The sequence below is a fragment of the Hamadaea sp. NPDC050747 genome, from assembly GCF_040654195.1.
In the GTDB taxonomy this organism is placed as follows: domain Bacteria; phylum Actinomycetota; class Actinomycetes; order Mycobacteriales; family Micromonosporaceae; genus Hamadaea.
In genome coordinates this window covers 124359-147980 of record NZ_JBFAHM010000009.1, presented here as the reverse complement: position 1 = coordinate 147980, position 23622 = coordinate 124359, and the positions used below count along the sequence as shown (strand labels likewise).

Genomic DNA, 23622 nt, shown 5'->3' with positions numbered 1-23622 from the left:
ATCAAGTTTAGAACGCCTGTCGGAGTGCTAACCGGGGGAAAACCCATCCGGCACACAAGATGCCGACCGCACCGGACGACTTGACCAGTCCACATGCGATAGTGCGGCGGCGCCCGCGACCGGGTGGCCGCGGGCGCCGCATTCGGTTATTCAGGTGAGCGGAACGGGGTCAGACGCCGCTGGGGCACGGCGGGTCGGACTCCAGCAGGAAGTTCTGCGTACGCACGATGCCGGCTTCGACCTTCACCGTGATCGCCTGCGGGATCCAGCCGTCCTTGGCCACGATCACCTGGTAGGTGCCCTTCGGCAGCCACCAGGCGTACGCGCCCGAGGCGTCGGCGTGCAACGTGTAGCCGACCGTCGGGTCGGTGGTGAGGTTGAGCCGGATGACCGCCTTCACGCCGACGTGCGTACCGGAGCACGACAGGCCGGCGACGGTGCCCTGGACCTTGCCCCAGGACGCCGGCGGCGAGACGTTCATCTCGACGTCCACCGGCGAGATCGGGTACGGCGTCTTCGCCCGCAGCCCGAACTGCGCGGTGTACTTGCCCGGCTGGTCCACGCCCGCCGCAGCGGTCGCCGTCAGGGTGACGGTGATGGTGCGGGAGCTACCCGCCGCCAACGTGAAGGTGCTCGGCGTCTCGGTCAGCCACGGGACGTCCGCGGCCTCGTCACAGTCGCCGAGACCGGGCAGGGTTTCCGAGGTCTTGGAGCCCACGAAGGACGACGGCGAGCCGCCGATCTTGTAGAAGCCGCAGGCGCCGGCGCCACGGTAGACGGTGAACTGGGTGTTCGGTCCGTTCGACCAGGTGTTGGTGGCGGGGTCGTAGGTGACCGTCCGGTTGGTGATGGCGGTCGAGCCGCCCGTCACACCACCGGCGAGCACGAACAGGCCGCCTGCGGCGGACCCGGCCGAGCCCCACAGGTCCAGCGGAGCGTCCGCGATCGGCGTCCAACCGGAGGCCGGGTCGAGGGCGAAGCCGTTGGACCAGTCCGAGTCACCGGACCCGCCGGCGCAGTAGATCTTCCCGCTGATGCCGCCGCAGGAGATCCACGACGCGTCCTGCGGGTACGCCGGACCGGTGCTGAACGTGCCGGACGCGGGGTCGAAGACCACCACGTCGTCGGTCGCGGTGCAGGAACTGTCGCCGCAGCCGCCGACGAGGTAGATCTTGCCGTTGGCCACGCCGACGCCGGCCGTGGCCCGCGCCGCCGGGTTCACGGCGCCGGAGACGGTGGTCCAGGCCCCCGTCGCCGGGTCGAAGACGTCGACCGTGCTCACCGGGTCGCCGTCACCCGTCCAGCCGCCCAGGACGTAGATCTTCCCGCCGGCCGCGGCGACCTGCGGCTTGGTCCGGCCGGTCGGCATGTTCGGCAGGGCCGTCCACGCGTTGGCGTCCGGGTCGTAGACGAAGGCCTTGTTCTCCAGGCCCGAGTCGACGCCGCCGCCGATCGAGTAGACCTTGCCGTTCAACGTGGCCGCCGAGTTGTCGAAGACCTCGTCCGGGTAGTCGGCGATGCTCGACCAGGCCGCGTTCGGCGCGCTCGCGCGAGCCGGGACGGTGGTCGACTTGACGCCGCGCAGCGCGGTGCTGGCCTTCTCGGTCAGCTTGATCGTCTGCAGGTCGGCGCCCGGCTTGCTGAGGATCTGGAAGGCGCCCGACCGTTCGACGAGGTCGACCGTGGCCGCCGCCGATCCGGTGTTGGTCACCGTCACGCTGGTCTTGCGGACGGTGCCGTACGGCTGGAACGCCTGGATCGTCGTCGGTGTGACGGACAGCCGCGGCGACTTCAGGGCGAAGTCGGCCCGCTTGTTGGCGTTGGCCACCACCGTCACCGACTTGGTGAGGGCGTTGTAGGGGCTCTTCGACGCGGTGAACGGATGCGCTCCGATGGCGCTGGAGAACAGCCAGTAGTAGCCGTCGCCGACCGCCGGGTCGTCCGCCGTGGCCACCGAGGTCGCGGTCTCGGCGGGGACGTCGTCGGAGACGACCTTCGCCCCGACCAGTCCGGTCGTGGTGTTGGCGTCGCTGACGAAGCCGGTGACCAGGCCACCGTCGGCGGCGGCGCAGCCGCGGTCGACGAGCTGCACGTTGTCGACCTCCCACCACCAGGCGAAGGTGCCCTTGTAATGGAAGCGGATCTGGGCGGTGGCCGAACCGGCCAGGCCGGCCAGGGCCAGCTGCTCCAGGCGCGGGCCACGGGCCGCGGTGGTGGACTGGTGCAGGACGGTGGTCCAGGTGGCCCCGCCGTCCGTGCTGATGTCGACGTCGCCGAACGAGTTGCTGAACGCCCGGTAGTCGTTGTTGAACCGCAGGTAGGGCAGGTTGGTGCCGGACAGGTCCAGCACCGGGGACACCAGCGAGGTGTCCTCGGTCTTGCCCGAGCCCGCCTTGTCGCTGTCCATGATGGCGAAACCGCCGGTGCCACCGGTGAGGTTGCCGCGCTTGCCCGGGTCGTCGAACGCCCAGACCGGGTTGGTGCCCTGGTGGTTCACCACGGTCCAGCCTTCCGGCGTGGTGAAGGTGTCGAACGACTCGCCCAGGATCGGGTCACTGAAGTTGACCTTGTATCCGGGCGCGGTGCAGTCCGGGGCGACCGGCAACGCGAGGTTGACCGTCTTCCCGGCGCCGCCCAGCGTCACCGCCGTGGTGGTCGTCTGGTAGCCCGGGATCTTCGCGCTGGTGGTCAGCGAATGGGTGGTGTTGCCCGGCAACGTCACCGAGTACGCCCCGGTGAACGGGTTGGTGAACACCGGGTCCCGGCCGGGGATGTCGATCCGGGCGTACAGCGGCCAGCCGTGGCCCGACCCGTCGGTCACCTTGCCGCTGACCGTCACCATCGGCGCGGAGACGAGGGAGAAGTCCTGCGTCGCCGTGCCGTTCTCGGGCACGGTCACGGTGACCGTGCTGTCGTGGTAGCCGAACTTGGCCGCCGTCACCGACTGGTCTCCGGCGGACAAGGTCAGCGAATAGGAGCCGTCCGCCGCCGTCGTGGTGGACCGGCCACCCGACGAGACCGAGGCCGCTGCGATGGGCGTACCAGTCGAATCGTCACGGACGACGCCCGTCACGGTCCCGGACGGTCCGCGCGGAGCCAGGGTGACCGCCTGGTACGCGTCGAGCCGACCCTCGCCGTAGACGTTGTTGTCGGCGGCGGTGCCGCCGCAGCTGGTGTCGTTGACGTCCCGGCCGGACTGGTCGAGCAGCGTCCGCGTGGCCGCGACGTCACCACGCAGGGCGGGGGCGGCGGACCACATGAGCGCGACCGTGCCCGAGACGTGCGGTGAGGCCATCGACGTGCCGCTGCCGGAGCCGTAGCCGCCGGGCACCGAGGAGCGGACGTTCACGCCCGGGGCGGAGATGTTGGGCTTGACCCCGCCGTCGATCGCGGACGCGCCGCGGCCGGAGAACGAGGCGATGTTCCCGCTGATGTCGTACGCGCCGGCCGAGTAGACCTGCGGGTTGTCACCGGGCGAGCCGGCGCTGCCGCAGGCGGGGCCGTCGTTGCCGTTGGAGAAGGCCGGGAAGATGCCGGCCGCGATCCACGCGTCGACGGTCGGCCCGTACCACGGGTCGCCCGGGTCGCCGCCCCACGAGTTGTTGACGACGTCCGGGTGCAGGTCGGGCCGGGGGTTGGCGCCGTTGAGGTCGGTCGGGGCGAGCACCCACTGACCGGCCGCCAGCAGCGACGCGTCCGAGCAGGTGTTGACCTCGCAGCCCTTGGCGGCGATCCACTTCGCGTCGGGGGCGACGCCGATGAGGTTCGCGCCCTCGCCGCCCACCATGGTGCCCATGGTGTGCGTGCCGTGGTTGTTGTTGTCGCACGGTGCGGGGGTCGAGCAGATGCCCGCCGGGTCGAACCAGTTGTAGTTGTGGTCGAACGTGCCGCCGCCCAGGTTGCCGCGGTACTTGTCGACCAGCGCCGGGTGGGTGTACTGCACGCCGCTGTCGATATTGGCCACCACGATGCCCGCGCCGCGGTCGGCGTACGCGGTCCAGACCTCATTGGCCCGAATGTTGGCGATGTTCCACTCGACGGCGTCCACGGTGGCCTCGACCTGTCCGGCGGTCGGCTTCTCCAGCGCGTGGGCGCGGTTGGGCTCGATCGACGCGACGCCGTCGAGCTTGGCGAGTTCCTCGGCGAGCGCCTTGTCGCCGTGGACCCAGATCGCGTTGGCGATCCAGAACGGCTTGTACGCGATCTTCCGCTCGTCGAGCAGCGCCCGCACGTCCTTCTGCGAGCTCTCGGCGGTCGCCGTCAGCTCGGCGTAGACCTGCTCGGCCCGCTGCGTGCGTGGCAGGCTCTTGGCCGGGCTCAGGTCGGCCTTGTCACGCAGGTAGACGAGGAAGTCGGTGGACTCGGCGGTGATCTCGCCGCTGATCGCCGCGCTGGGTGCGGCGGCCGCGGGACTGGCCAGGACGGGTATCAGCCCGATCGTTAAAACGGTTCCGGCCAGCGCCGCGAGCAGCGCCTTCGGCCGGGACCTACTGGATGATGACATGAATCCTCCCCGATCAAGCGCAGGCCGGGTTCTCCGGCCGCCGTCGGGCTCGAGCCCGACGGGCGCGCGCATGGGTCTAATGATCTTTGTGGACGGTGGCGGCCATCAATGCCTGGTGCCGGTCAACTCTCTGGCGGCTTTCCGGCGAATGGAGGAATTACCGTCGAGTCGGTGTTGACATCATCGCCACATTGGACTTGCCTGAAAGCTTCTCGACTGCCGCCTGGGGAGGAATCGCATGGTCGTCGGGGATAGGGCATTGATCGTCTGCGTTTCCGCGGACGTCGCAGTCCGGGAGCGGCTGATGAGGCAGCTCGATCCGGGCGGCGTCGTGCTGCTCTGCGCCGATCTGGACGAGCTGCGCGAGATCCTGTTTCCCGCGCAGGGCTCGGTGCTGCCGGGCGGGCCGCCCGACGGCCTCCTCGTCGACCAGGTCGGCTTCAAAGCGACATGGCGCGGCCGGACACTTCCGCTGACCCGGCTCGAACTCCGGATGCTCGGCTGCCTCGCCGAGCGGTCCCAAGAGGTCTGGACCTACCAGGCGCTGTTCACCGCGGTGTGGGACGGCGTCTACCTAGGAGACAGCGCCATCCTGCACTCGGCGATGAAACGCCTGCGGGGCAAGCTCCGCGCGACCGCGGACGGTCTGGAGGTCGAGACCGTGCGCGGCATCGGCTATCGGCTCGCGGTGCGCATGTAGCGCGCCCGCCTCGCCCCGCCGCGCCCGCCTCGCCCCGCCGCGCCCGCCTCGCCCGCCTCGCCCGCCGTGATCATTGCGCCAGCCATGCTGCTTCCGGCTGCGAAATGCCCGATTCAACGACATGGCTGGCGCAATGATCACGCTGTGGGCGGGTGGCGCAAGGGGCGGGCGGCAGTGGTCACGCCAGGGTCCAGAGGTGGAGCGCGGTGCCGTCGGCGGATGAGGTGAGCCACTGGCCAGGGCCGGCGGGCCGGGGCGGGCCCGCGATGGGCAAGGGGTACGCGACCTGGGCGCGTACGGACATCGTGGTGGGGTCGAGGCACCAGTGCCGGGGCTCCGGGTAGTCGCCTTCCGTACCGACGACGGCGGTGTCGTCGAAGGGGAAGGCCGCCTCGTAGTCCCAGCAGACGCGGTCGCCGTCGAGGCTGGGCACCGCGTCGTCGGCGTCGAGCCGGCCGAGTTCGGTCGCGTCGGCGGTCGAGCGCAGGTAGAGCGACCACTGGCCGGGATCGGTGGCCAGCAGACGGTCGCCGGACGGGCTCGCGGCGAGGAGGACTTCCTCGTCGAGGCGGTGGACGGAGAGGTTCTCGCCGTCCCAGTGCCCCCAGAAGGCGGGCGAGTCCTCGTCTCCCTCGCCGACGGTCAGCCCCATGTACGCCGGGTCGGGGTGTGGCGTATAGAAGGAGGAGCCGATCGTGCCCGTGGCGTACCGGGCGAGGACGGTGCCGTCGGCGGGTTCGAGGACGAGCCACTCCTCCTCGGCTCCGGCGCCGGGACGGTTGCGGACGTGCGCCCACAGCGTCTTGCCGTCCGCCGAGTACGCCACCGACCCGCGATCGGCGTGTGAGTGATAGTGGTCGTCGGCGTACTCGGAGTATGAGGTGTGGTCCTCGGCGCATTCGGCGGCCGACCAGCATCCGTGCCGCAGTTCCCAGCGCACCGCCCCGGTGGTGTCCACCGCTCGCAGCGCGTGTACGCCCGCGAAGACCATGACGTCCCCGTCGGGCGAGAGGGTCAGGGTGCCGAAGTCACGGGGCCACGGCGCGGGGAACCGGGTCTCCACACCGGACCGCAGATCGCGTACGCCCACCGCGGTGTCACCGCGCTGGAGCAGTCGGTGATTCACCACATAAGGCACGGCGTCGGCGGAGGTCGGAAGGGTGGCGACGAGCCCGGCGTTGATCATCCGACCGAGCTTACCCAGCGCCGATGCCGTCGATCCATCGAGGCGTGCCAGATTCGATTAACTCTATTTACCAATCTGTCAACATACTTTAAAGTGCCTCGCAAGCGGAGGCCCCGGCGGGCCTCCACGGAAAGCGAGGAGAGCAACGTGCGAAGACTCATCGTCCTCCCGCTCCTGGCGGTGGGGGCTCTCATCGGCTCCCTGGTCGTGGCGGTGAGCCCGGCCAGCGCCCACGGTTACGTCTCGTCGCCGCTGAGCCGCCAGGCGATGTGCGCGCAGGGCCGGGTCGCGGCATCCACCTGTGGCGACATCATCTACGAGCCGCAGAGCGTCGAGGCGCCCAAGGGCTCGCTCCAGTGCAACGGCGGCGGCACCCGGTTCGCCGTCCTGAACGACAACAGCATCAACTGGCCCACCACGTCGGTCGGCGGCACGGTGACGTTCACCTGGACGTTCACGGCGTTCCACCGCACCACCGACTTCGAGTACTTCGTGGGCAACACCCGGATCGCGGTGTTCAGCGGCAACAACTCCCCGCCGCCGCAGGGGCTGACGCACACGTTCAGCCTCGGTGGGCGTACCGGACGGGTCACCGTGCTCGCCCGGTGGAACATCGCCGACACGATCAACGCGTTCTACTCCTGTGTGGACCTCCAGGTCGGCGGTGGCGGCGGCACGTCCAGCCCGTCCCCGTCGCCCAGCGCGACGCGTACCTCGTCGCCGTCGCCGTCATCCACCACCGCCTCGCCGACCCCGCCGTCGGGCACGACGACGTGGAAGGCCGGGACGGCGTACAAGATCGGTGACGTCGTGACCTACAACGGCGTCAGCTACCGGTGCATCCAGGCCCACACCGCCCTCGTCGGCTGGGAACCCCCGAACACCCCCGCCCTCTGGAGCAAGGTGTAGTGAACGCTCGCTCCTTCGGTCGCGGTCTCGGCCTTCTGGCCGGGGCTGCGACCGCCCTCGTGCTGGCGCTGTCCGGCTGCGGCGGCGCCCCGTCGGCTCCGCCCGCCGCGACCGGGTTCAACGACGCCGACGTGATGTTCCTACAGATGATGGTCGCCTACCACAACCCCAGCGAGAAGCTGACCGCGCTGGCCGCCCAACGGGCGAGCCGGGCCGAGGTCAAGCAGCTCGCCGCGGCGATCTCGGTCACCGAGGCGGACGAGCAGAAGAAGATCCTGGCCTGGTTGCAGGAGTGGAACCAGCCGACCGAACCGGCCACCGACGCCGTCCTGCACGCCGACCACGGCGGGCTGCCCGGCGACGGGAAGACCGAGCTGGCGACGCTGACGAAGACTCCGGCCGACAAGTTCGACAAGGCGTTCTTGACCATGTTGATCGGCCAGCAGCACGGCATGGTCGAGGCGGCTCGGGCGGATCTGGCCGGTGGGGTCAACACGGAGGTCAAGGCGCTCGCCCAACGGGTCACCGACTCCCGGCGGGCGCAGGTGGCGTACATGCTGACGCTCGCGCAATGACGTGACGCGAGCGACGCCCACCTGGTGGGAACGCTACTGCCGATCTTCGGGACGACCTCGGTAGGCTGTGTGCCATGAAGATCGGCATCGTGGGCGCGACCGGCCAGGTGGGCGGCGTCATGCGCCGCATCCTCGCGGAGCGCAAGTTCCCCGTCGACGAGCTCCGGCTCTTCGCCTCGGCGCGGTCGGCCGGCAAGAAGCTGCCGTGGGCCGACGGCGAGGTCGTCGTCGAGGACGCCGCGACCGCCGACTACACCGGGCTGGACATCGTCCTGTTCTCGGCCGGCAAGACCACGTCGCTCGCGCTCGCGCCCAGGGTCGCCGCGGCCGGCGCCGTGGTCATCGACAACTCGTCGGGCTGGCGGATGGACCCTCAGGTCCCGCTGGTCGTCTCCGAGGTCAACCCGCACGCGGCCGCCGATCGCCCCAAGGGCATCATCGCCAACCCCAACTGCACCACCATGGCCGCGATGCCCGCGCTCAAGCCGCTCCACGTCGAGGCCGGGCTGATCAGCCTGGTCACCGCGACCTACCAGGCCGTCTCCGGCTCCGGCTTGGAGGGGGTCGCCGAACTCGACCACCAGGTACGCGCAGTGGCCGAACGCGCGACGGAACTCACCCACGATGGCGCGGCCGTGCAGTTCCCGGCGCCGCAGAAGTACGTCCGGCCGATCGCCTTCAACGTGCTGCCCTACGCGGGCGCGCTCGTCGACGACGGGCTCGAGGAGACCGACGAGGAGCAGAAGCTCCGCAACGAGAGCCGCAAGATCCTGGAGATCCCGGACCTGAAGGTGTCCGGCACCTGCGTACGCGTGCCGGTGTTCACCGGGCACTCGCTGCAGGTGCACGCTCGGTTCGCCCGGCCGCTGTCGCCGCAGCGGGCCAAGGAACTGCTGGCCGACGCCCCCGGCGTGGTGCTCACCGACGTGCCGACCCCGTTGCAGGCGGCCGGGCAGGACCCGACCTTCGTCGGCCGGATCCGCGCCGACGAGACCGTCGACCACGGGATCGCGTTCTTCTGCTCCAGCGACAACCTGCGCAAGGGCGCGGCGCTCAACGCGGTGCAGATCGCCGAGCTGGTCGCGGCCGAGCTCCGCTGACCATGCAGGTCGTCGCCGACCGCGACGAGGTACGCGCACTGCTGACCCGGCATCCGGGCCGGCACCTGCTGGCCATCGGCGACCTCGACGACGCGTTCTGGCCGCACACGCGCTTCGTGCACGGGTGGGGCCAGACGCTGTTGCTCTACACGGGTCTGCAGACCCCGGTCCTGCTGGCCGTCGCCGATCCGTCCACGTCGTCGATGGGCTCGCTGGTCACTGCGTTCCTGGCGGAGCTGCCCGACCGGTTTTACGGCCACCTGTCCGAGGAGGCCGCCGAGTCGCTGCGCCCGCACTTCACCCTCGACGTGCACGGCATCCTCGCGTACATGTCGGTGAAACCGGCGCACACAGCGCGAGAAGACGTCGTGGCGATCGGGACCGCGGACCTCGCGGAGATCCAAGCCTTGCAGCAGGCCGCGAACCCCGACGGCGGGTTCTTCGAGCCGGAGATGCTGCGGGCCGGTCCCTACCTGGGCGTCCGGCGCGACGGCGAGCTGGTCGCCATGGGCGGTACGCACACCTGGTCGGCCACGGAGCGGGTCGCGGTGCTGGGCAACATCGCGACGCACCCGGCGCATCGCCGGCAAGGACTGGCCGCCGCCGTGACCTCGGCCCTGTGCGCACGGTTCAGCGGGGCGGTCGACGTCGTCGGGCTGACCGTGGACGTCGCGAACACCCCGGCGATCCGCTGTTATGCGGGGCTGGGCTTCACCGAGGACGTACGCGTCATCGGCGCCCGGTGCGCCCGGATCTAACCGCAGCAGCCTCCGCCGCAGCAACCGCCTCCGCCGCCGCCCTGCTGGGGCGAGCCGACCTTGACGACATTGGCTGTGGTGAGCAGCTTGACGGTGTCCTCGTGGCCCTCCGGGCAGGCGGCGGGTTGCGACGCCTCGCTCATCGGACGCTCGACCTCGAACGTGTCGCCGCAGGCGCGGCAGCGGAATTCATACCGGGGCATGCCGGAATTCTAACCGGCCCGAAGCCGTGCCCCAGTGTTGATCTTGGCGAGTTTCGGGTGTGCCTGGGCGACCTTTTCTCGCCAAGATCAACCGCGCTGGGTCAGCTGATGCACGCCACGACCACGCGAACGACGCCCGCGAGTACTTTCGCGTCAACGGTCCCCAGGTACTCGCCCAGTGCGCTCTGCGGAAGCCAATACATCTGCGTGGGCGTCAGGTGCCCGCGGACTGGTTCGGCGATGTCGTTGGCGAGGGGGTTCACTTCGTCGTCTGGGAGCGGGTGGACCGGGACGACGTACACATGCGGACTCGCGTGGTGCATGGAGCCGTTGGACACGACGCACACGATGGCTGGATGCGAGACGTCGGCACGCCGGTACAGGCCACCCCGGACGATCTCGGCGGTCACCCCGCACTCGGCGATGTGTGGGCGGCGAGCTGTTCGGGTGACAGCGACTTGATGACCTCGGCATCCCGGCGAAGGGCATTGCGGACCCGGCGGGCCTCCAGGAGCGTCGCGATCTCCTCCCAGATTGCCCGGCCGTTGGCCTTGGCGAGTTCAGCGAGCTCGTCGCGAACAAAGCGGGGCACCCCGATGCTGGTGAGGTCGCGACCAGTAGCACCGTCAGCGGTCGTCGTCATGATCTGATCATAAGTCGGCTTATGAAATTCCGCATAACCTGTTCTCGTGCCATTCTTTCGAGCGGCCGTCAGGGGCGGCGAACCAGGAGATAGGAGCGGTCGCTCTGGTGCTCGGTGCCCGGGTGCGGAGCGCGATCGAACCGGCCGACCAGCTCGAAGCCCGCGGCGGTGAGCGCGAGTGTCTCGGCAGCCGGGTCGAGGTAGTGGAAGGTCAGCTCGACCTCGTGCTCCCACCAGGTGGTGACGGTCTTACGGCCGCCCATCCGGGTGTTGTCGTCCTCGACGTGGAAGGCGATCATCGCCAGGCCGCCGGGCTGGAGGACCCGGGCGAACTCGGCGTACGCCGTGGCCCGGGCGGCCGGATCGAGATGGATGACGGCGTAGAGGCAGACGAGGCCGGCGATCGCACCGGACCGGACCGGCAGCGCCGTCATGTCCGCCGTGACGAAGGGCAGCGACGTGGCCTGGCGGGCGACCACGCCCATGCCGGTCGACAGGTCCAGCCCGACGACGTCCAGCCCCCACCCCGCCAAGTACGCCGACACATGCCCGGGTCCGCAGCCCACGTCGAGGACGGGCCCACCCGGCGTCTGCTCGGCGAACGCGCCCAGCAGCGCCCGGTCCCACGGCTTGGCCTGCAGCTCGTCGTCGATCTCGGCGGCGTACCGGGCCGCGACGGTGTCGTAGCTGTGACGGGTGCTCCGGTAGCTGCGACGCGTGCTCATGACGGGCTGCCGAGGCGGGGGAACGGCTCCAGGGAGAACACGACCTCCACCGGCACCTCGAAGTACTGCGCGATCCGCAGTGCGAGGTGCAGGCTGGGCCGGAACTCGCCCCGTTCCAGGTAGCCCACCGTCTGGTAGTGGATGCCGAGCGCGTCGGCCAGCTCCCGCCGCGTGATGCCCCGCTCGGCGCGCAGCATCGCGATGCGGTCGTAGACGACCTCGCCCGGCTTCTCTCCGCTCGTCATGAACTCGTCACCGCGTACGCTGCATCGCCCGGGTCCGGCGGGCCTCGACGGCCGAGCCGGATTCGCGGCGCGCCATGCGGCGCAGCACGATCGGGGCGACGATCAGCCCGAAGACCGCCCAGGCGCCGAGTACGCCGACCGTCTCCAGATGCCGCCACGATCCGCCGAACTCGACCGCTGCCATGCTGTCCGGCAACAGCGCCGAGCGCATGCCCAGGCCGAGCCAGTAGATCGGGAACACCTGCGCGATCCCCTGGAGCCAGGCCGGGAAGTTCGTGATCGGATAAAAGATCCCGGAGGTGGCGATCAGCCCCATGATCGGCAGCATGATCAGGCCCATGTTCTGCGGGTTGGACAGCATCGACCCGAAGATCGCGCCGATCGGCATGGTCGCGATCAGGCCGAGGAGCACGACCCAGGCTAGCGTGAACCAGGTGTGGAAGCCCGACACCGACAGGCCGTCGAGCATGAAGGCCGCCGGGATCAGCTGGATCGCCAGGCTCAGCAGGGTGATGCCGGTGACCGTGACGATCTTGCCGACGAGGTAGCCGAACATGCCGTTGGGCACGGCCTTGGCCCGCAGCAGCGTGCCGTCCTCTCGTTCGACCGTCAGCGACGCTGCGATGGTCACCAGGCCGCCGAACGCGATCCCCATCCCGAGCGCGCTGGGCAGCGTCCGGGAGCCGAGCGAGAAACTGGTGCCGGGGACGGTCGCGTCCCGCATGAAGAACATCGTGATCAGCAGTGCGAACGCCGGGAAGAAGTAGGTCCACAGGTCCTGCGGGTTCAAGAAGGTGTGCTTCAGCTCGATCCGGCCGCGGGCCAGCCCGGCCTTCGCGGCGCTCAACAGGGTTGTGTTCACGCGGGCACCTTCTCGAAGGCGGAGGGAACGGTGGTGGTCTGGCCCGACTCGTGTGTCAGGACGAGGGCCATGTAGGTGTCCTCCAGGCTGGCGCGGCGCACCTCGAGGTGGGTGACGGCCGAACCGTGCTGGTCCAGGAGCTTGTGGACGAACTCCGTCGCGTCCTCGGCCGAGTGGACGAAGCGCTCGCCGTCGAGGCTCCAGCGGATCTCGGCGGCGCTCGGAATGCGGCGGGCCAGCTCGTCGGCGGAGCCGTCGGCGATGATGGCGCCGCCCGCCAGGATCAGGATCCGGTCGGCGAGCTTCTCGGCCTCGTCGAGGTCGTGCGTGGTCAGCAGGATGGTGGTCTGATCGATGTCGGCCAGCCGATGTACCAGCTCGTGGAACTCGCGCCGGGCCTGCGGGTCGAAACCGGCCGTCGGCTCGTCGAGGAACAGCAGCTCCGGCCGCCCGACGATCCCGATCGCCACGTCGAGGCGGCGGCGCTGCCCGCCGGACAGCTGGCCGACCTTCTTGTGCGCGTGCTCGGTCAGGCCGACCGTCGCGATCAGCTCATCGGTGTCCCACGCCCGGCGATCCGGCGTCGCGTACGCCGTGTAGTACATCCGCAGGTGTGCGAGGAGTTCCCGCACCTTCCACTTGCCGTGATCGCGCCAGCTCTGGAGCACGATGCCGAGCCGGGCGCGCCAGTTCTCGGTGCCCCGGGCCGGGTCGACGCCGAGGACGCGGACGTCGCCGGCGGACCGCATCCGGAAGCCCTCGAGGATCTCGATCGTGGTGGTCTTGCCCGCGCCGTTCGGCCCGAGCAGGGCGACGACCTCACCCGGCCGCGCCGTGAAGGTCACGCCGCGCAGGACGTCGGTCGTCCCGTATCGCATCCGGAGGTCGGTGACCTCCAGGGCGTACTGCGAATCGGTCACAGCTCCGCCTCCCCATCTGATGTCTGCGACCGAAGATAGCACTTATGCTACATACGACGGCAAGACTGTTACATGCGCGACAGTCGCCCCTCCGGCGGCCACCGCTCAGCAGGGATTGCCGACGGATCCCGACTCGGTCAGCGTTCCGCCGCCGCGCAGGCGTACGGTCACGCTCCAGGACACCACCGAGCCGGTCAGCTCCGGATTGTCGCCGAGGTTCGGGGGCAGCTCACCGGAGAAGGACGTGCCGCTGCCCGACAGCGAATAGGTTCCGCTGCCGCCGACGTTCGGGTCGTAGCCGTGCGTACCGGTGGCGGAGAGGCCACTGCCGTTGCTCACCGCCACGGAGACCTCGATGGTCCACCCGCGTCCCTCCGACCAGACACACCTGCCCCGGGCGTACACGCTGATGCTCGGCTTGGGTGTGTTCGTCGTGGGTTTCGACGTGGTCTTGGTGGGGCGCGGGCCGGCCGGGGTGGCCGGTTTGCGGGTGGCCGACGGCCGGACCGTGCGCGACGGCGCGGGGCTCGCAGCGGTCGGCGCAACGGTCGGCGACGGTGACGCCGCTGTCGGCGACGGCGACGGGCTCCCGACCGGGACCGGCTGGATCGGCGGGTCGGCGTTGCGCGTGTTCGTGTCGCGCGACGCGGCCAGCACGCCGGCGGCGACGACCGCCGCGAGGAGCGCGACCGCCACGGCCGGCATCCAGCGGCGGCGGTCCGGTGGCGACCACGAGCCGGCAAGCCTCCGCGAAACGGCGCTCGCCTTCGGTGGGACGGCGCTCAGGCGCTGGATCACCGCGGTCGCGACGCCGGCTGCGGCTCGACGGGGCTTCGCGACAGCGGTCGGGCTCGGCTCGCCGGCGGTCTCAGGCTCGGCGGGCTTCACGGAGTCGGTGGGCTGCTTGGGTTCGGTGGGTTTCGCGGAGTCGGTGGGCTGCGTGGGTTCGGCGGGCTTCGCGGAGTCGGCGGGCTGCGTGGGTTCGGCGGGCTTCGCGGAGTCGGCGGGCTGCGTGGGTTCGGCAGGCTGCGCGGAGTCGGCGGGCTTCTCAGGCTCGGCCGGGGCCATGGCGGATTCGTGGGCCGAGGGACCGTTGTCGTCCATGGCGGCGTGCTTTCCGCGGGCGGTGAGCTTCCGGCCGGCGGCCGTGACCAGGCCGGCCGTCCACCGCCCGAAGGTCTCCAGCGGCGTGGGCCGGCGCGCGACCGGTGCGGGTGGCGGCTCGGGGGCCACGGGCGGCGCGGGCCGGGCCGGTTGGGGCAGCAAGGCCCCGCAGGACGGGTTGACGCAGTAGGAACCGCCTGACGGGTCCGGCATCCCGCAGGCCTCACAGACGATCATGCACACCTCTCGTTACGCGTGACTCCGCGACCTCAGGCAGTACGCCCGAGTGCCTGCCCCGACTCCGTCTCCGGCGCCTTGCGCGTACGCGCGACGGTCGCGGCCCGGTCGTCGGTGCTGCGGGAGTGGGCGCGCGCGCCGCCGGACGGGCGCACCTCGGTGGTGCCGTCACCGTCGGGATCGACGATGCGCGGCTTGGCTTGCGGCTTCTTCTTCTCCTCGGGCAGCACGGGGCGTCCCCGGCGCCCGGCCAGCGCACCACCGCCGCCGGTGGCCGGAGCCCCGCCCCCCATGGGCGGCATGAACGGCATCCCGCCAGGGCTCGCCGCGGCTGCGGCCCGGCCCGACAGCGCGGACGTGCCGAGCCCGGTCGTCGCCGTCCCGCTGACGCCACTGCGGCCCAGCATGTCGACCGCGCCCGCTGTGGACAGAGCAGACCCCGTTCCCGTACTGCCGAACGTTCCCGAACCGCCGCCGGTGCCGCCGCCGAGCGAGCCCAGGGAACCGAGCGAACCCAGCGAGCCGATGACGGACGGAATGGACCCGAGGCCCTGTACGCCCGCCGACGATGCCGCCGAGGCGGCGTCCTGGAGCTGCTTGGTCAGATCGTCGATCTGCCGCTGGGCGTCCTGCTGACTCTGGTCGATCGCGTCCTGGGCTTTGTCGAGCTGATCCTGAGCCTGTTGCTGGGTCTGCTGAAGGGCGTCCTGCGCCTGCTTCTGCTGATCCTGCATCTGCTTCTGCAAGGCGTCGATCTGCCGCTGCGCCTGCTCCTGGAGCTTCTTGATCTGCTTCTCGTACGCGTCCCGCAGGTCCTGGTTCTGCTGCTGGAGTCGCTTGATCGCTGCTTCGTACTGCTTGGTGATGCCTTTGGAGTCCACTGCAGGCTTGCCACCGCCAGTGGTCGGCATCCGGCTCGTCGGACCGGTCGGGTTGGTGGGGCCGGTCGGTCCGGTGGGGTTGGTGAGCTCCCGCAAGGTCTTCTCGTCCAGCGTGTCGGCCAACAGCCCCGGATACATCGCCGGAGGTCGAAAGAGCTGAGCGTTCTCCACGAAGAACCGGCCGACCTTCTCGGCCATGCCGACCGCCACGTCGTCGTAATACTCGAGGACCCGTTTGGTCGCCGATTCGGCGTCGACGATCTCGCCGTAGGGGTTGTAGTCGATCTGCGAGTCGATCTTCGCCGCTGCGGCGAGCGCCTTCGCCCGAAGATTGCGCATCATCGCCATCGAGGTCTTCAATCCATCGACGAGGATCGCCATTTCGGTGAACTGCTTACCGCGTACGGCAACGGCCTGCGACCACTCCGTCAGCGAATCGAGCACCTCGCCGTGCCGACGGTGGAACAGCTCCGCCGCATCGCCGGTCCAGGCGGGGGCGAGCGCTTCCAACGCCGAGCTCATCTGAGCGTGCGCGGTCAGCAGATCGTGACTGACCTGGCCGAATCGCTTGCCCGCCTCGGTGAGGTGCTCGGGCTCGTATCGCTCGAACTGCCAGGCGACTCGTTCGAAGGGCATCCCGGGCTGGTCGCCGCCTTGCCGCCACTGGGTCTTCGCCGGGGATCCGGTCGGCGCGAGCTGTGCGATGTCCTGCCGATTCTCGTACCGGTCGCGCGTCGAGATCGGGTCGCTGATCCGGTCGTCGGAGTAACCGTGCGCGTCGTAACGGTGGTCCAGGTCGTCGCCGCGGTCGGTCATCTGAGTCTGGTCCAGTTCGGCGCCGCCGACTGTGCCGGTGGCGAACGCCTCCGTCCGCCGGAGCTTCGCCGTCGCGAGCTTGATCCTCTCGTGACCGATGAGGTCGGCGGTGGTGTAGTTCGTGACGACCGTCGTCACCGCGTTGACCGTGCCGTTGTAGCCACGGGTAACGTCCCGCACGAACGCCCCGGCGACCCGGCCGTCTCGGTCGGCCCACTTGTGGAAGTACTCCGCCTCATGGAAGAACGGGTCCATCGCGTCGCCGGTCCGCATCGACTGCAGGAAGGCGCTGTTGCCGGTCAGGCGGCGAGGCGGTGGCCCGTACGCGCTGATGAATCCGCTGAACGTGTCGGACTCGGCGACGGTGATCGTCTTGGTCATGGCCGCTCCTCCCCGCTGCGGACGATCCCAGAGTAGCGAATGGACAGTGGGCCGTCACTCCATCTCCGACAGGGCACATTGGATCAAACGGGCGCCTTCCCGGCGGGTGACCAGCCAGCCCCGGCCGGGCGGCAGCGGACCCAGTTTGACGGTGCCCAGCAACGGCCCGTCGTCGCGGTTGCCGGACAGGACGACGCCGGGCGAGGCCAGGTCGCGCAGACGGCTCAGCACCGGGTCGTAGAAGGCGCGCTGGGCGCCTCCGCTGCGGCGGGCCACGATGACGTGGAGGCCGACCTCCCGGGCCTGGCTGAGGTATTCGTGCAGGGCGTGCACCGGGTTGCGGTCGGTGGCGACCAGGTCGTAGTCGTCGATCAGCAGATACAGGTCGCTGCCGCGCCACCAGTCGCGGGCGCGAAGCTGCTCCGGGGTGACGTCCGGGCCGGGCAGGCGCTCCTTCATGACGGCCGCGGCATCGGTCAGGATTCCGCGGGTGATGTCCGCCGACGTCCCGTACGCCAGGAGGTGGCTCTCGGGCAGCCGGCCCAGCAGCGACCGCCGATAGTCGACGGCGATGATCTTCGCCTCGGTGGGCGTGTGCCGCTGGGCGATGGCGTTGGCGATCGTCACGAGGAGGTTGGACTTGCCGGACTCGGTGTCGCCGAAGATCAGCATGTGCGAGTCGCCGCCGGTCAGGTCCACGTACGCCGGGAGCAGGTCTCGTTCGGCCACGCCGAGCGCGATGCCCGGCAGGTCGGGGCCCTGAGCCAGCTCGGTCGCGGGCAACCGGTCGGGCAGCAGGCGTACCGGGGGTGCGGCCGGGCCACGCCAGGCTTGGCGTACGGCGTCGACGAGGTTCTGCGTGCCGTCGGCGAGGTCGTCGGCGGTCGGCCGGCCGTCGATGCGGGGCAACGCGGTCAGGCACTGGTACGCGTCCGGCGTGATGCCCCGGCCCGGTGACCGTTCGGGGACGTTGGCCGCCGAGCGCCGGTTCACCCCGGAGTCGCCGGGGTCGGCGAGCCGCAGTTCGAGCTTGGTTCCGAAGGCGTCGCGTACGCCGCCGCGCACGTCGAACCAGCGGGCGGCGGACGCGACGACGTGGACGCCGTACGACAGTCCCCGGTTGGCGATGTCGACGACCTGCTGCTCGACGTCCTCGAATTCGTTGCGCAGGGTCAGCCAGCCGTCGACGACGAGGAAGACGTCGCCGTGCGCCTGGTCGGGGAAGTCCCCGGCGGCCCGGCGGCGGCGGAAGGTCGCCATCGAGTCGATCTCGTGCTCGAGGAAGAACTTCTCCCGCTGGTTCAGCACACCGAGCACTTCGGCGACCGTCCGGCGTACCTGGTTGACGTCCTGCCGGGGCGCGACGCCGCCGACGTGCGGCAGCCGCCGCAGGGCGGCCAGCGTGCCGCCGCCGAAGTCGAGGCAGTAGAGCTGCGCCTCCCGGGGCGTGTGGGTGAGCGCGATCGCGGAGATCAGCGTACGCAGCAGGGTGCTCTTGCCCGACTGCGGTCCGCCGACGACCACCACGTGCCCGTAGCCGCCGGACAGGTCGAGCCGCAGCAGATCGCGGCGCTGCTCGAACGGCTTGTCCACCAGCGACAGGGGGATCAGGAGCTTGCCTTGGAGGGCCGGATCGGCGACGGTGAGGCCGCGGTCGTCGTCGGCCCGCAGATCGCCGAGCACCTGGTCCAGTGTCGGTGGTTCGTCGAGCGGCGGCAGCCACACCTGATGGGCCGGCGCACCCCGGCCGTGCAGCCGTTGGGTGAGCACGTCGAGCAGGGTGGGGCCGGTCGGTGCGGCGTCGAACTCGTCGGCCGGTGACGCCTCCGGCTGGGCTTCGGCCCCGGCGGTGACGTCGGCGTCGGCCGGGGCGACGTACATGGAGCTGAACACGTGCACCCGGGCGTCGCCGCCGACGGTGGTGAGCTGGTCGGCCGAGCGATACTGCCCGGACACGTATGCCGCTCGGAACCGGCTCAGTGGGTCGGTGCCGTACTTCAGGTAGCCGTGGCCGGGCGCCCGGGGCAGCTCGTACGCGTCGGTCACGCCCAGCACGGCCCGGCTCTCGGCCGGGGAGAACGTCCGCAGGCCGATCCGGTAGGACAGGTGCGTGTCCAGGCCCCGGAGCCGGCCCTCCTCGAGCCGCTGGCTGGCCAGCAGCAGGTGAATCCCGAGCGACCGGCCGACGCGTCCGATCTGGACGAACATGTCGATGAAGTCGGGCTTGGCCGACAGCAGCTCGGAGAACTCGTCGCAGACCACGAACAGGCTCGGCAGCGGATCGAGCGGCGCCCCGGCGAGCCGGGCGCGTTCGTAGTCGCGTTGCGAGACGTAGTTCCCGGCGGCTCGCAGCAGCTCCTGGCGGCGTACGAGTTCGCCGTTGATCGCGTCGGTCATGCGGTCGACCAACGGGAGTTCGTCGGCGAGGTTGGTGATGACCGCGCTGGTGTGCGGCAGGAGATCGAGCTTGGTGAAGGTCGCGCCGCCCTTGTAGTCGACGAGGACGAAGTTGAGGATCTCAGGCGGATGCGCCACGGCGAGCGCGAGGACCAGCGTACGCAGCAGCTCGGACTTGCCGGAGCCGGTCGCGCCGATGAGCAGGCCGTGCGGTCCCATGCCGTCCTGCGCCGACTCCTTGAGATCCAGCTCCAGCCGCTCGCCGTCCGGTCCGATGCCGATCGGCACGCGGAGCCGTTCCCGGGTGGGCCGCGGTGCCCAGGTCACCTGCGGATCGAAGGCCGCCGGGTCACCGATGCCGAGCAGTTCCGCGAGCCCGTGCTCGGCGTTCATCGCCCGGTCGGCGGCGGCCGCCGTGGCCGGGCGCAGCGCCGACACCTGCTGGGCCAGCGCCTCGGCCGCCATCAGGCCCAGTTCGTCGACGTGACCGAGGGGCCGCTCGCCGTCGAAGGTGCGGGCGGACAGGGCGCCGTCCGGGGCGATCTGCAGGACCAGGGTGGCGCGATCGAGATTGCGCGGCGGCTCGGTCGTCAGGTCGAGCACCGTGACACCCTCGACGCCCGCCTCGGCGGTCAGATGGTCGGATCCGGCGGTGTCGCCGCCGTCCACCACGAAGAGCAGGTGCGGGCCGTCGTGCTGCGAGTCGCCGGCGTTCGGGTCGAACCGCGGGCGGCCGTTCAGGTGCTCCTCCAGCATCGCCTCCAGCGCCACGATGCTCGGCGCCATCAGGCGCAGCGATCCCAACGCGTCCACCGAGGTCGGATGCTGCGCGTGCGGCAGCCACTTCGCCCACTCCCACTGCGGCCGGGCCGATCCGCCCACGCACACGCTGACGAGCAGATCGTCGGGGGAGTGGAAGGTCACCGCCTGGGCCAGCATCGCCCGGACCATCGCCCGTCCGCGTGCGACGTCGCCGCGCACGTACACGCGGCCGAACCCGTTCAACGCCAGCACCACCGGCAGATCGGGCAGCTCGGTGTACGTGCGCAGGAACCGCCGGAGCGCCGCCGCGGCCACCGGCTCGGCCTTCTCCGGCGGCGTGGTGGGGCCGGGCACCAGTTTGGTCGCCAGTTCCCGGGGCCCGAGTCCGATGCGGACCAGGCAGTAGTCGAGATCGACGCGGCGACGCTCCCAGAGACGCGCGCTGTCCACAAGGGTCCACAGACCGGCCGGAGCGGGATGCCGGTAGTACTCGGCCGATCGCTGCTCGCGGGCCGTGCCGCGAACGGATCGGCGGCAGGCGTCCAGATTCCACAGATACTCGCGACGCGCCGCGTGCATCTGCTGTTTGGTCTGCCCGCTGCCGTAGAGCGAGACCTGCATCAAGACCATGCCGAGGGCCGACACCCCGAACAGGCCGCCGGTCAGGTAGGCCAGTGGCCGGTTGCTCTGCCCGGCGAAGATCAGCGCGACCGCCGCCGACCCGGCCAGCATGGGCAGCACCATCAGGGCCCGCGTCCAGCCGCCGCCGGTCGGCGCGGGAACGGCGGGCACCTCCTCGAGCACGATCTCCCCGCTCGGATACGGCGGAGCGGGCCGCCGGGCCGGTCGGCGGCGTACGACCGTCGTCATAGGACCTCCCCGTGGCGAAGCTTGCCTTACGATGATTCGCCATGGTGCAGTCGGCGAGTCTCGGGCTGACGCGGATCGTACTTCTGAGCCCGCAGCGCCGGGTAGATCTCGCGATCCCGGATTACCTTCCTCTGGTCGGTCTGCAGGCCACGCTGCTGCGACACGGCGGCGTCGACCTGGCGGACGAGGGCGTGTCCCACCACGGCTGGGTGCTGCGCAAAATGGACGGCACTCTGCTCGAACCGGCGAAGTCGCTGTCCGCGCAGAACATTGTGGATGGTGACACGCTGCTGCTTTCGCCGCAGGATCAGCAGTGGCCGGAGCCCGAGTTCGACGACCTCGCCGACGCCGCCGCGCATCAGGCTCAGTCCCTGGGCGCGAGCTGGTCCGCTCGGCATACGACGGTCGCGGGGGCCGCCGTGATGGGTGGGCTGCTCGGGCTCGCGCTGGTCGGCGTACTGCGGTCCGGGCCGCCGTGGGTCACGCCCGGCGCCTGCCTGCTCGGGGCCGCGGTGCTCCTGCTCGGCGGCGCAGCGCTCGTGAGCCGGCTGACCGCCGGCCGCTCACCGTCCATCGTGCTCACTATTTCGGCCTATGTGTACGCCGTGCTGGGATCGACGGTGCTCGTGACCGACTCGGTCTCGGCGGGGCGAGCGCAGCTCCTGGTCGCGTCGGCCACCTTGGCGTTGACCGCGGTCGTCGGCCTCGTCCTGCTGCGGGAGTTCCAGACATCGCATGTCGCGCTGCTGACCACGGGGATCGCCGGTGCGGCCGGGGCGCTGCTGGCGATGGCGACGACCCCGGCGGCCGGTGCGGCGGTCGTCGTGGCGGTCGGGCTGCTGCTGTCGCCGTGGCTGCCCCGGCTCGCGTCGAGCCAGGCGGGTCTCCCCGGTCCCCTGGTGCCCCGGCCGTCCACCGAGACCCCGGTCGACGAGCCGTTGCCGAACCCGGCCGAGATCGCCCACCTCGTGCGGCGCAGCGACCGGCTGCTCACCGGGCTGCTCTGGGGGCTCGCGGCGATCGTGCTCGGGGGTGCGGCCATCCTCGCGAGCCGGGACGACCTGTCGGCGCGGTTGCTCGCCGGTGCGGCCGTCGTCGTGATCGCCCTTCGGGCGCGGGCGTTCGCCGCCGTACGCCATCGGCTGCCGCTGCTGCTGGGCGCGGCGACGGGGACGGCGGTCCTGGCGGCGCTGCTGTGGGCGAACGTGCTCGCCGAGACGCGTACGCGCATCGTCGTGCCCGTCGTGATCGGGTTGCTGCTGTGCGCGGCCGGGGCGTTCGGCCTCGCCCGTACGCTGGCCCGCAAACCGGCGCCGCCGGGCCTGAGCCGGTGGGGCGACATCGCCGAGACCGTCCTGATCATCGCCGGTGCCGTGCTGGCCGCGGCGGTTGCCGGAGTCTTCGGGTTCGCGCGAGGCATCGGTGGCTGATCGCGATTGCCGCCGCGCGAACGGGCGGCCGGCATGCTGACCCGCCGGGACCAGATCCACGCCCGCCAGTTCCTGCGCAAGCGCCTGCACACCGCCCTGACGGCGCAGAAACCGGATCCGCTGGAGTGGTCGGGGTCGCGGCTGCCCGGGGTGACCCTGGCGGCGGTCATGATCCTGGTCATCTGTGTCGCCGCCGTCGGCGTCTACGGCCTGATCAATCCGCTCGGGGCGAAGAGCTGGACGAGCTGTGAGCGGATCATCATCGAGAAGGAGACCGGGGCGGCGTACGTGTGTGACGGGGTGAGGCTCTATCCGACGGTCAACTTCACCTCGGCGGCCCTGCTCCGCGGCGTGCACGAGGATCCCGTCCGGGTGGCGCGCGCCTCGCTGACCTGGCCGCGTGGGGCCGCCGTCGGCATCGTGGACGCGCCGCCGGTCCTGCCCGCCGCGGCGGATCTGCTGGCCGGGGCCTGGTCGTTCTGCGCCGCCGCCGACCGGGACGGGCCGAGATCCGTCCTGCTGCCGGGGACGGAGGTCGCGGGAGACGCCCTCGGCGACGGTGCGGTGGTGGTCACCGACGGGAAGGCGTACCACTTGATCTTGAGCGGGCAGCGGCACGAATTGCGCGACCCCGAGGTGGTCCGCAGCGCGCTGGCCGTCGATTCCACGGACGTGGTGCCGGTCGACGCGGCCTGGCTCGCGACGCTGCCGGCCGGAGCGCCGCTGACGAAGATCGCGATCGACGGCCGGGGCGGCGCGGTGGCGAGCCTTGCGGGTGCGAAAGTCGGGCAGCTGTACGTCGCGACCGACGGGACCGCCGCGCAGCGGTTCGTGGCGCGGCCGGGCGGACTCCAGCCGATCAGCGCGGTGCAGGAAGCCCTGATCAGGGCCACTGCCGGGGACAACACGCCGTCGCGCCCGATCGATCAGCTCCAACTGGCGGGGGTGAAGAAGATGGCGGCGTTGGACGCGCCGAACCTCGGCGACGGCTCGGTCCCGCCGATGGTCCCGGCGGCCCGGTCCGGTGGGGTGGTCTGCCAGATCGTGTCGGACGCCACGGACGACCGGGGCATCGTGGTGGGCGCCGAGGTGCCGGATTTCGGCGTCGCCACCGTCGGCGACGGCGTGGCCGTGTCGGGCGCGTTGCTCGCCGACGAGGTGGCCGTCCAGCCGGGCCGGGGCGTCCTCGTGATGGCGTTGGCCAGTCCACAAGCGACCGCCGGTCCGGTCTACCTGGTCACCGAGACCGGGCGCCGGTACGCGGTGAACTCGGCCGACGCGCTGACGCTGCTCGGGTACGCCGGAGCCGGTGTGGTGCGCCTGCCCAGCACGCTCGTCGACCGGCTACCGCAAGGGCCCGTACTGTCCAAGCTGGAGCTGGCGATCGCCGCACCGTGACCGCTATGATCGGGCC

At 70.8% G+C, this 23622-nt stretch carries 19 protein-coding genes; 7 read left to right on the top strand and 12 right to left on the bottom strand.

Translation table 11 applies throughout. From position 1 onward, the window contains the following. Positions 1-169 precede the first annotated feature (169 nt). On the bottom strand, positions 170-4504 hold the full coding sequence (locus AB0H43_RS22590; protein ID WP_360001989.1) for a S8 family serine peptidase: 4335 nt from the start codon (positions 4502-4504) through the stop codon (positions 170-172). 238 nt (positions 4505-4742) lie between these two features. Here AB0H43_RS22590 and AB0H43_RS22585 point away from each other — a divergent pair, with 238 nt between their 5' ends. Then, complete coding sequence (locus AB0H43_RS22585) at positions 4743-5204, top strand: winged helix-turn-helix domain-containing protein (protein ID WP_360001987.1); 462 nt, start codon at positions 4743-4745, stop codon at positions 5202-5204. A 178-nt stretch (positions 5205-5382) separates the two neighbouring features. Here the strand turns inward: AB0H43_RS22585 and AB0H43_RS22580 are convergent, their stop codons facing one another. Beyond that, positions 5383-6390, bottom strand: coding sequence for a hypothetical protein (locus tag AB0H43_RS22580; protein ID WP_360001984.1), 1008 nt, complete (start codon positions 6388-6390; stop codon positions 5383-5385). Between the two features lie 147 nt (positions 6391-6537). On the opposite strand from AB0H43_RS22580, the gene AB0H43_RS22575 reads away from it, so the two are divergent. From AB0H43_RS22575 to AB0H43_RS22560, 4 genes are all read left to right on the top strand, one after another. Continuing rightward, a complete protein-coding gene (locus AB0H43_RS22575; RefSeq protein ID WP_360001982.1) occupies positions 6538-7299 on the top strand; it encodes a lytic polysaccharide monooxygenase in 762 nt (253 codons plus the stop codon). Continuing rightward, entirely contained in the window at positions 7299-7874 is a 576-nt protein-coding gene (locus AB0H43_RS22570; protein ID WP_360001980.1) for a DUF305 domain-containing protein, read from the top strand. Before AB0H43_RS22575 ends, AB0H43_RS22570 begins: the two co-directional genes overlap by 1 nt. 74 nt (positions 7875-7948) lie before the next feature. After that, positions 7949-8974: an aspartate-semialdehyde dehydrogenase gene (locus tag AB0H43_RS22565; protein WP_360001978.1), complete on the top strand. Its 1026-nt coding sequence runs from the start codon at positions 7949-7951 to the stop codon at positions 8972-8974. Positions 8975-8976: 2 nt separating this feature from the next. Continuing rightward, positions 8977-9732 (top strand): GNAT family N-acetyltransferase, encoded by a 756-nt coding sequence (locus AB0H43_RS22560; RefSeq protein ID WP_360001976.1) that lies wholly within the window; start codon positions 8977-8979, stop codon positions 9730-9732. On the opposite strand, the gene AB0H43_RS22555 is transcribed toward AB0H43_RS22560, so the two are convergent. The 10 genes from AB0H43_RS22555 to eccCa form a co-directional block, all read right to left on the bottom strand. Beyond that, the gene (locus tag AB0H43_RS22555) at positions 9729-9935 is read right to left on the bottom strand and encodes a zinc ribbon domain-containing protein (RefSeq protein ID WP_360001974.1); all 207 of its coding nucleotides are present in this window, start codon (positions 9933-9935) and stop codon (positions 9729-9731) included. The two genes, AB0H43_RS22560 and AB0H43_RS22555, sit on opposite strands and share 4 nt — an antisense overlap. 101 nt (positions 9936-10036) lie before the next feature. Beyond that, entirely contained in the window at positions 10037-10345 is a 309-nt protein-coding gene (locus AB0H43_RS22550; protein WP_360001972.1) for a hypothetical protein, read from the bottom strand. Beyond that, complete coding sequence (locus AB0H43_RS22545) at positions 10342-10578, bottom strand: hypothetical protein (RefSeq protein WP_360001970.1); 237 nt, start codon at positions 10576-10578, stop codon at positions 10342-10344. The genes AB0H43_RS22550 and AB0H43_RS22545 overlap by 4 nt, the downstream gene beginning before the upstream one ends. Positions 10579-10646: 68 nt before the next feature. Then, positions 10647-11303, bottom strand: coding sequence for a class I SAM-dependent methyltransferase (locus AB0H43_RS22540; protein ID WP_360001968.1), 657 nt, complete (start codon positions 11301-11303; stop codon positions 10647-10649). Beyond that, positions 11300-11548: a helix-turn-helix transcriptional regulator gene (locus AB0H43_RS22535; protein ID WP_360001967.1), complete on the bottom strand. Its 249-nt coding sequence runs from the start codon at positions 11546-11548 to the stop codon at positions 11300-11302. Before AB0H43_RS22535 ends, AB0H43_RS22540 begins: the two co-directional genes overlap by 4 nt. Before the next feature lie 7 nt (positions 11549-11555). Next, positions 11556-12410, bottom strand: coding sequence for an ABC transporter permease (locus AB0H43_RS22530; RefSeq protein WP_360001965.1), 855 nt, complete (start codon positions 12408-12410; stop codon positions 11556-11558). Then, positions 12407-13288: an ABC transporter ATP-binding protein gene (locus tag AB0H43_RS22525; RefSeq protein WP_360002398.1), complete on the bottom strand. Its 882-nt coding sequence runs from the start codon at positions 13286-13288 to the stop codon at positions 12407-12409. Before AB0H43_RS22525 ends, AB0H43_RS22530 begins: the two co-directional genes overlap by 4 nt. A gap of 147 nt (positions 13289-13435) precedes the next feature. Then, positions 13436-14671, bottom strand: coding sequence for a hypothetical protein (locus tag AB0H43_RS22520; RefSeq protein ID WP_360001963.1), 1236 nt, complete (start codon positions 14669-14671; stop codon positions 13436-13438). 32 nt (positions 14672-14703) lie between these two features. Next, positions 14704-16749: a hypothetical protein gene (locus AB0H43_RS22515; RefSeq protein WP_360001961.1), complete on the bottom strand. Its 2046-nt coding sequence runs from the start codon at positions 16747-16749 to the stop codon at positions 14704-14706. Between the two features lie 54 nt (positions 16750-16803). After that, positions 16804-20778 (bottom strand): type VII secretion protein EccCa, encoded by a 3975-nt coding sequence (gene eccCa, locus AB0H43_RS22510; protein WP_360001959.1) that lies wholly within the window; start codon positions 20776-20778, stop codon positions 16804-16806. A gap of 41 nt (positions 20779-20819) precedes the next feature. Here eccCa and eccD point away from each other — a divergent pair, with 41 nt between their 5' ends. Together eccD and eccB are read left to right on the top strand one after the other, a co-directional pair. After that, positions 20820-22208 carry a type VII secretion integral membrane protein EccD gene (gene eccD / locus AB0H43_RS22505; RefSeq protein WP_360001957.1) on the top strand — a complete coding sequence of 463 codons (1389 nt, stop codon included), beginning with the start codon at positions 20820-20822 and terminating at the stop codon, positions 22206-22208. Between the two features lie 33 nt (positions 22209-22241). Then, positions 22242-23606 (top strand): type VII secretion protein EccB, encoded by a 1365-nt coding sequence (gene eccB / locus AB0H43_RS22500; RefSeq protein WP_360001955.1) that lies wholly within the window; start codon positions 22242-22244, stop codon positions 23604-23606. Positions 23607-23622 lie beyond the last annotated feature (16 nt).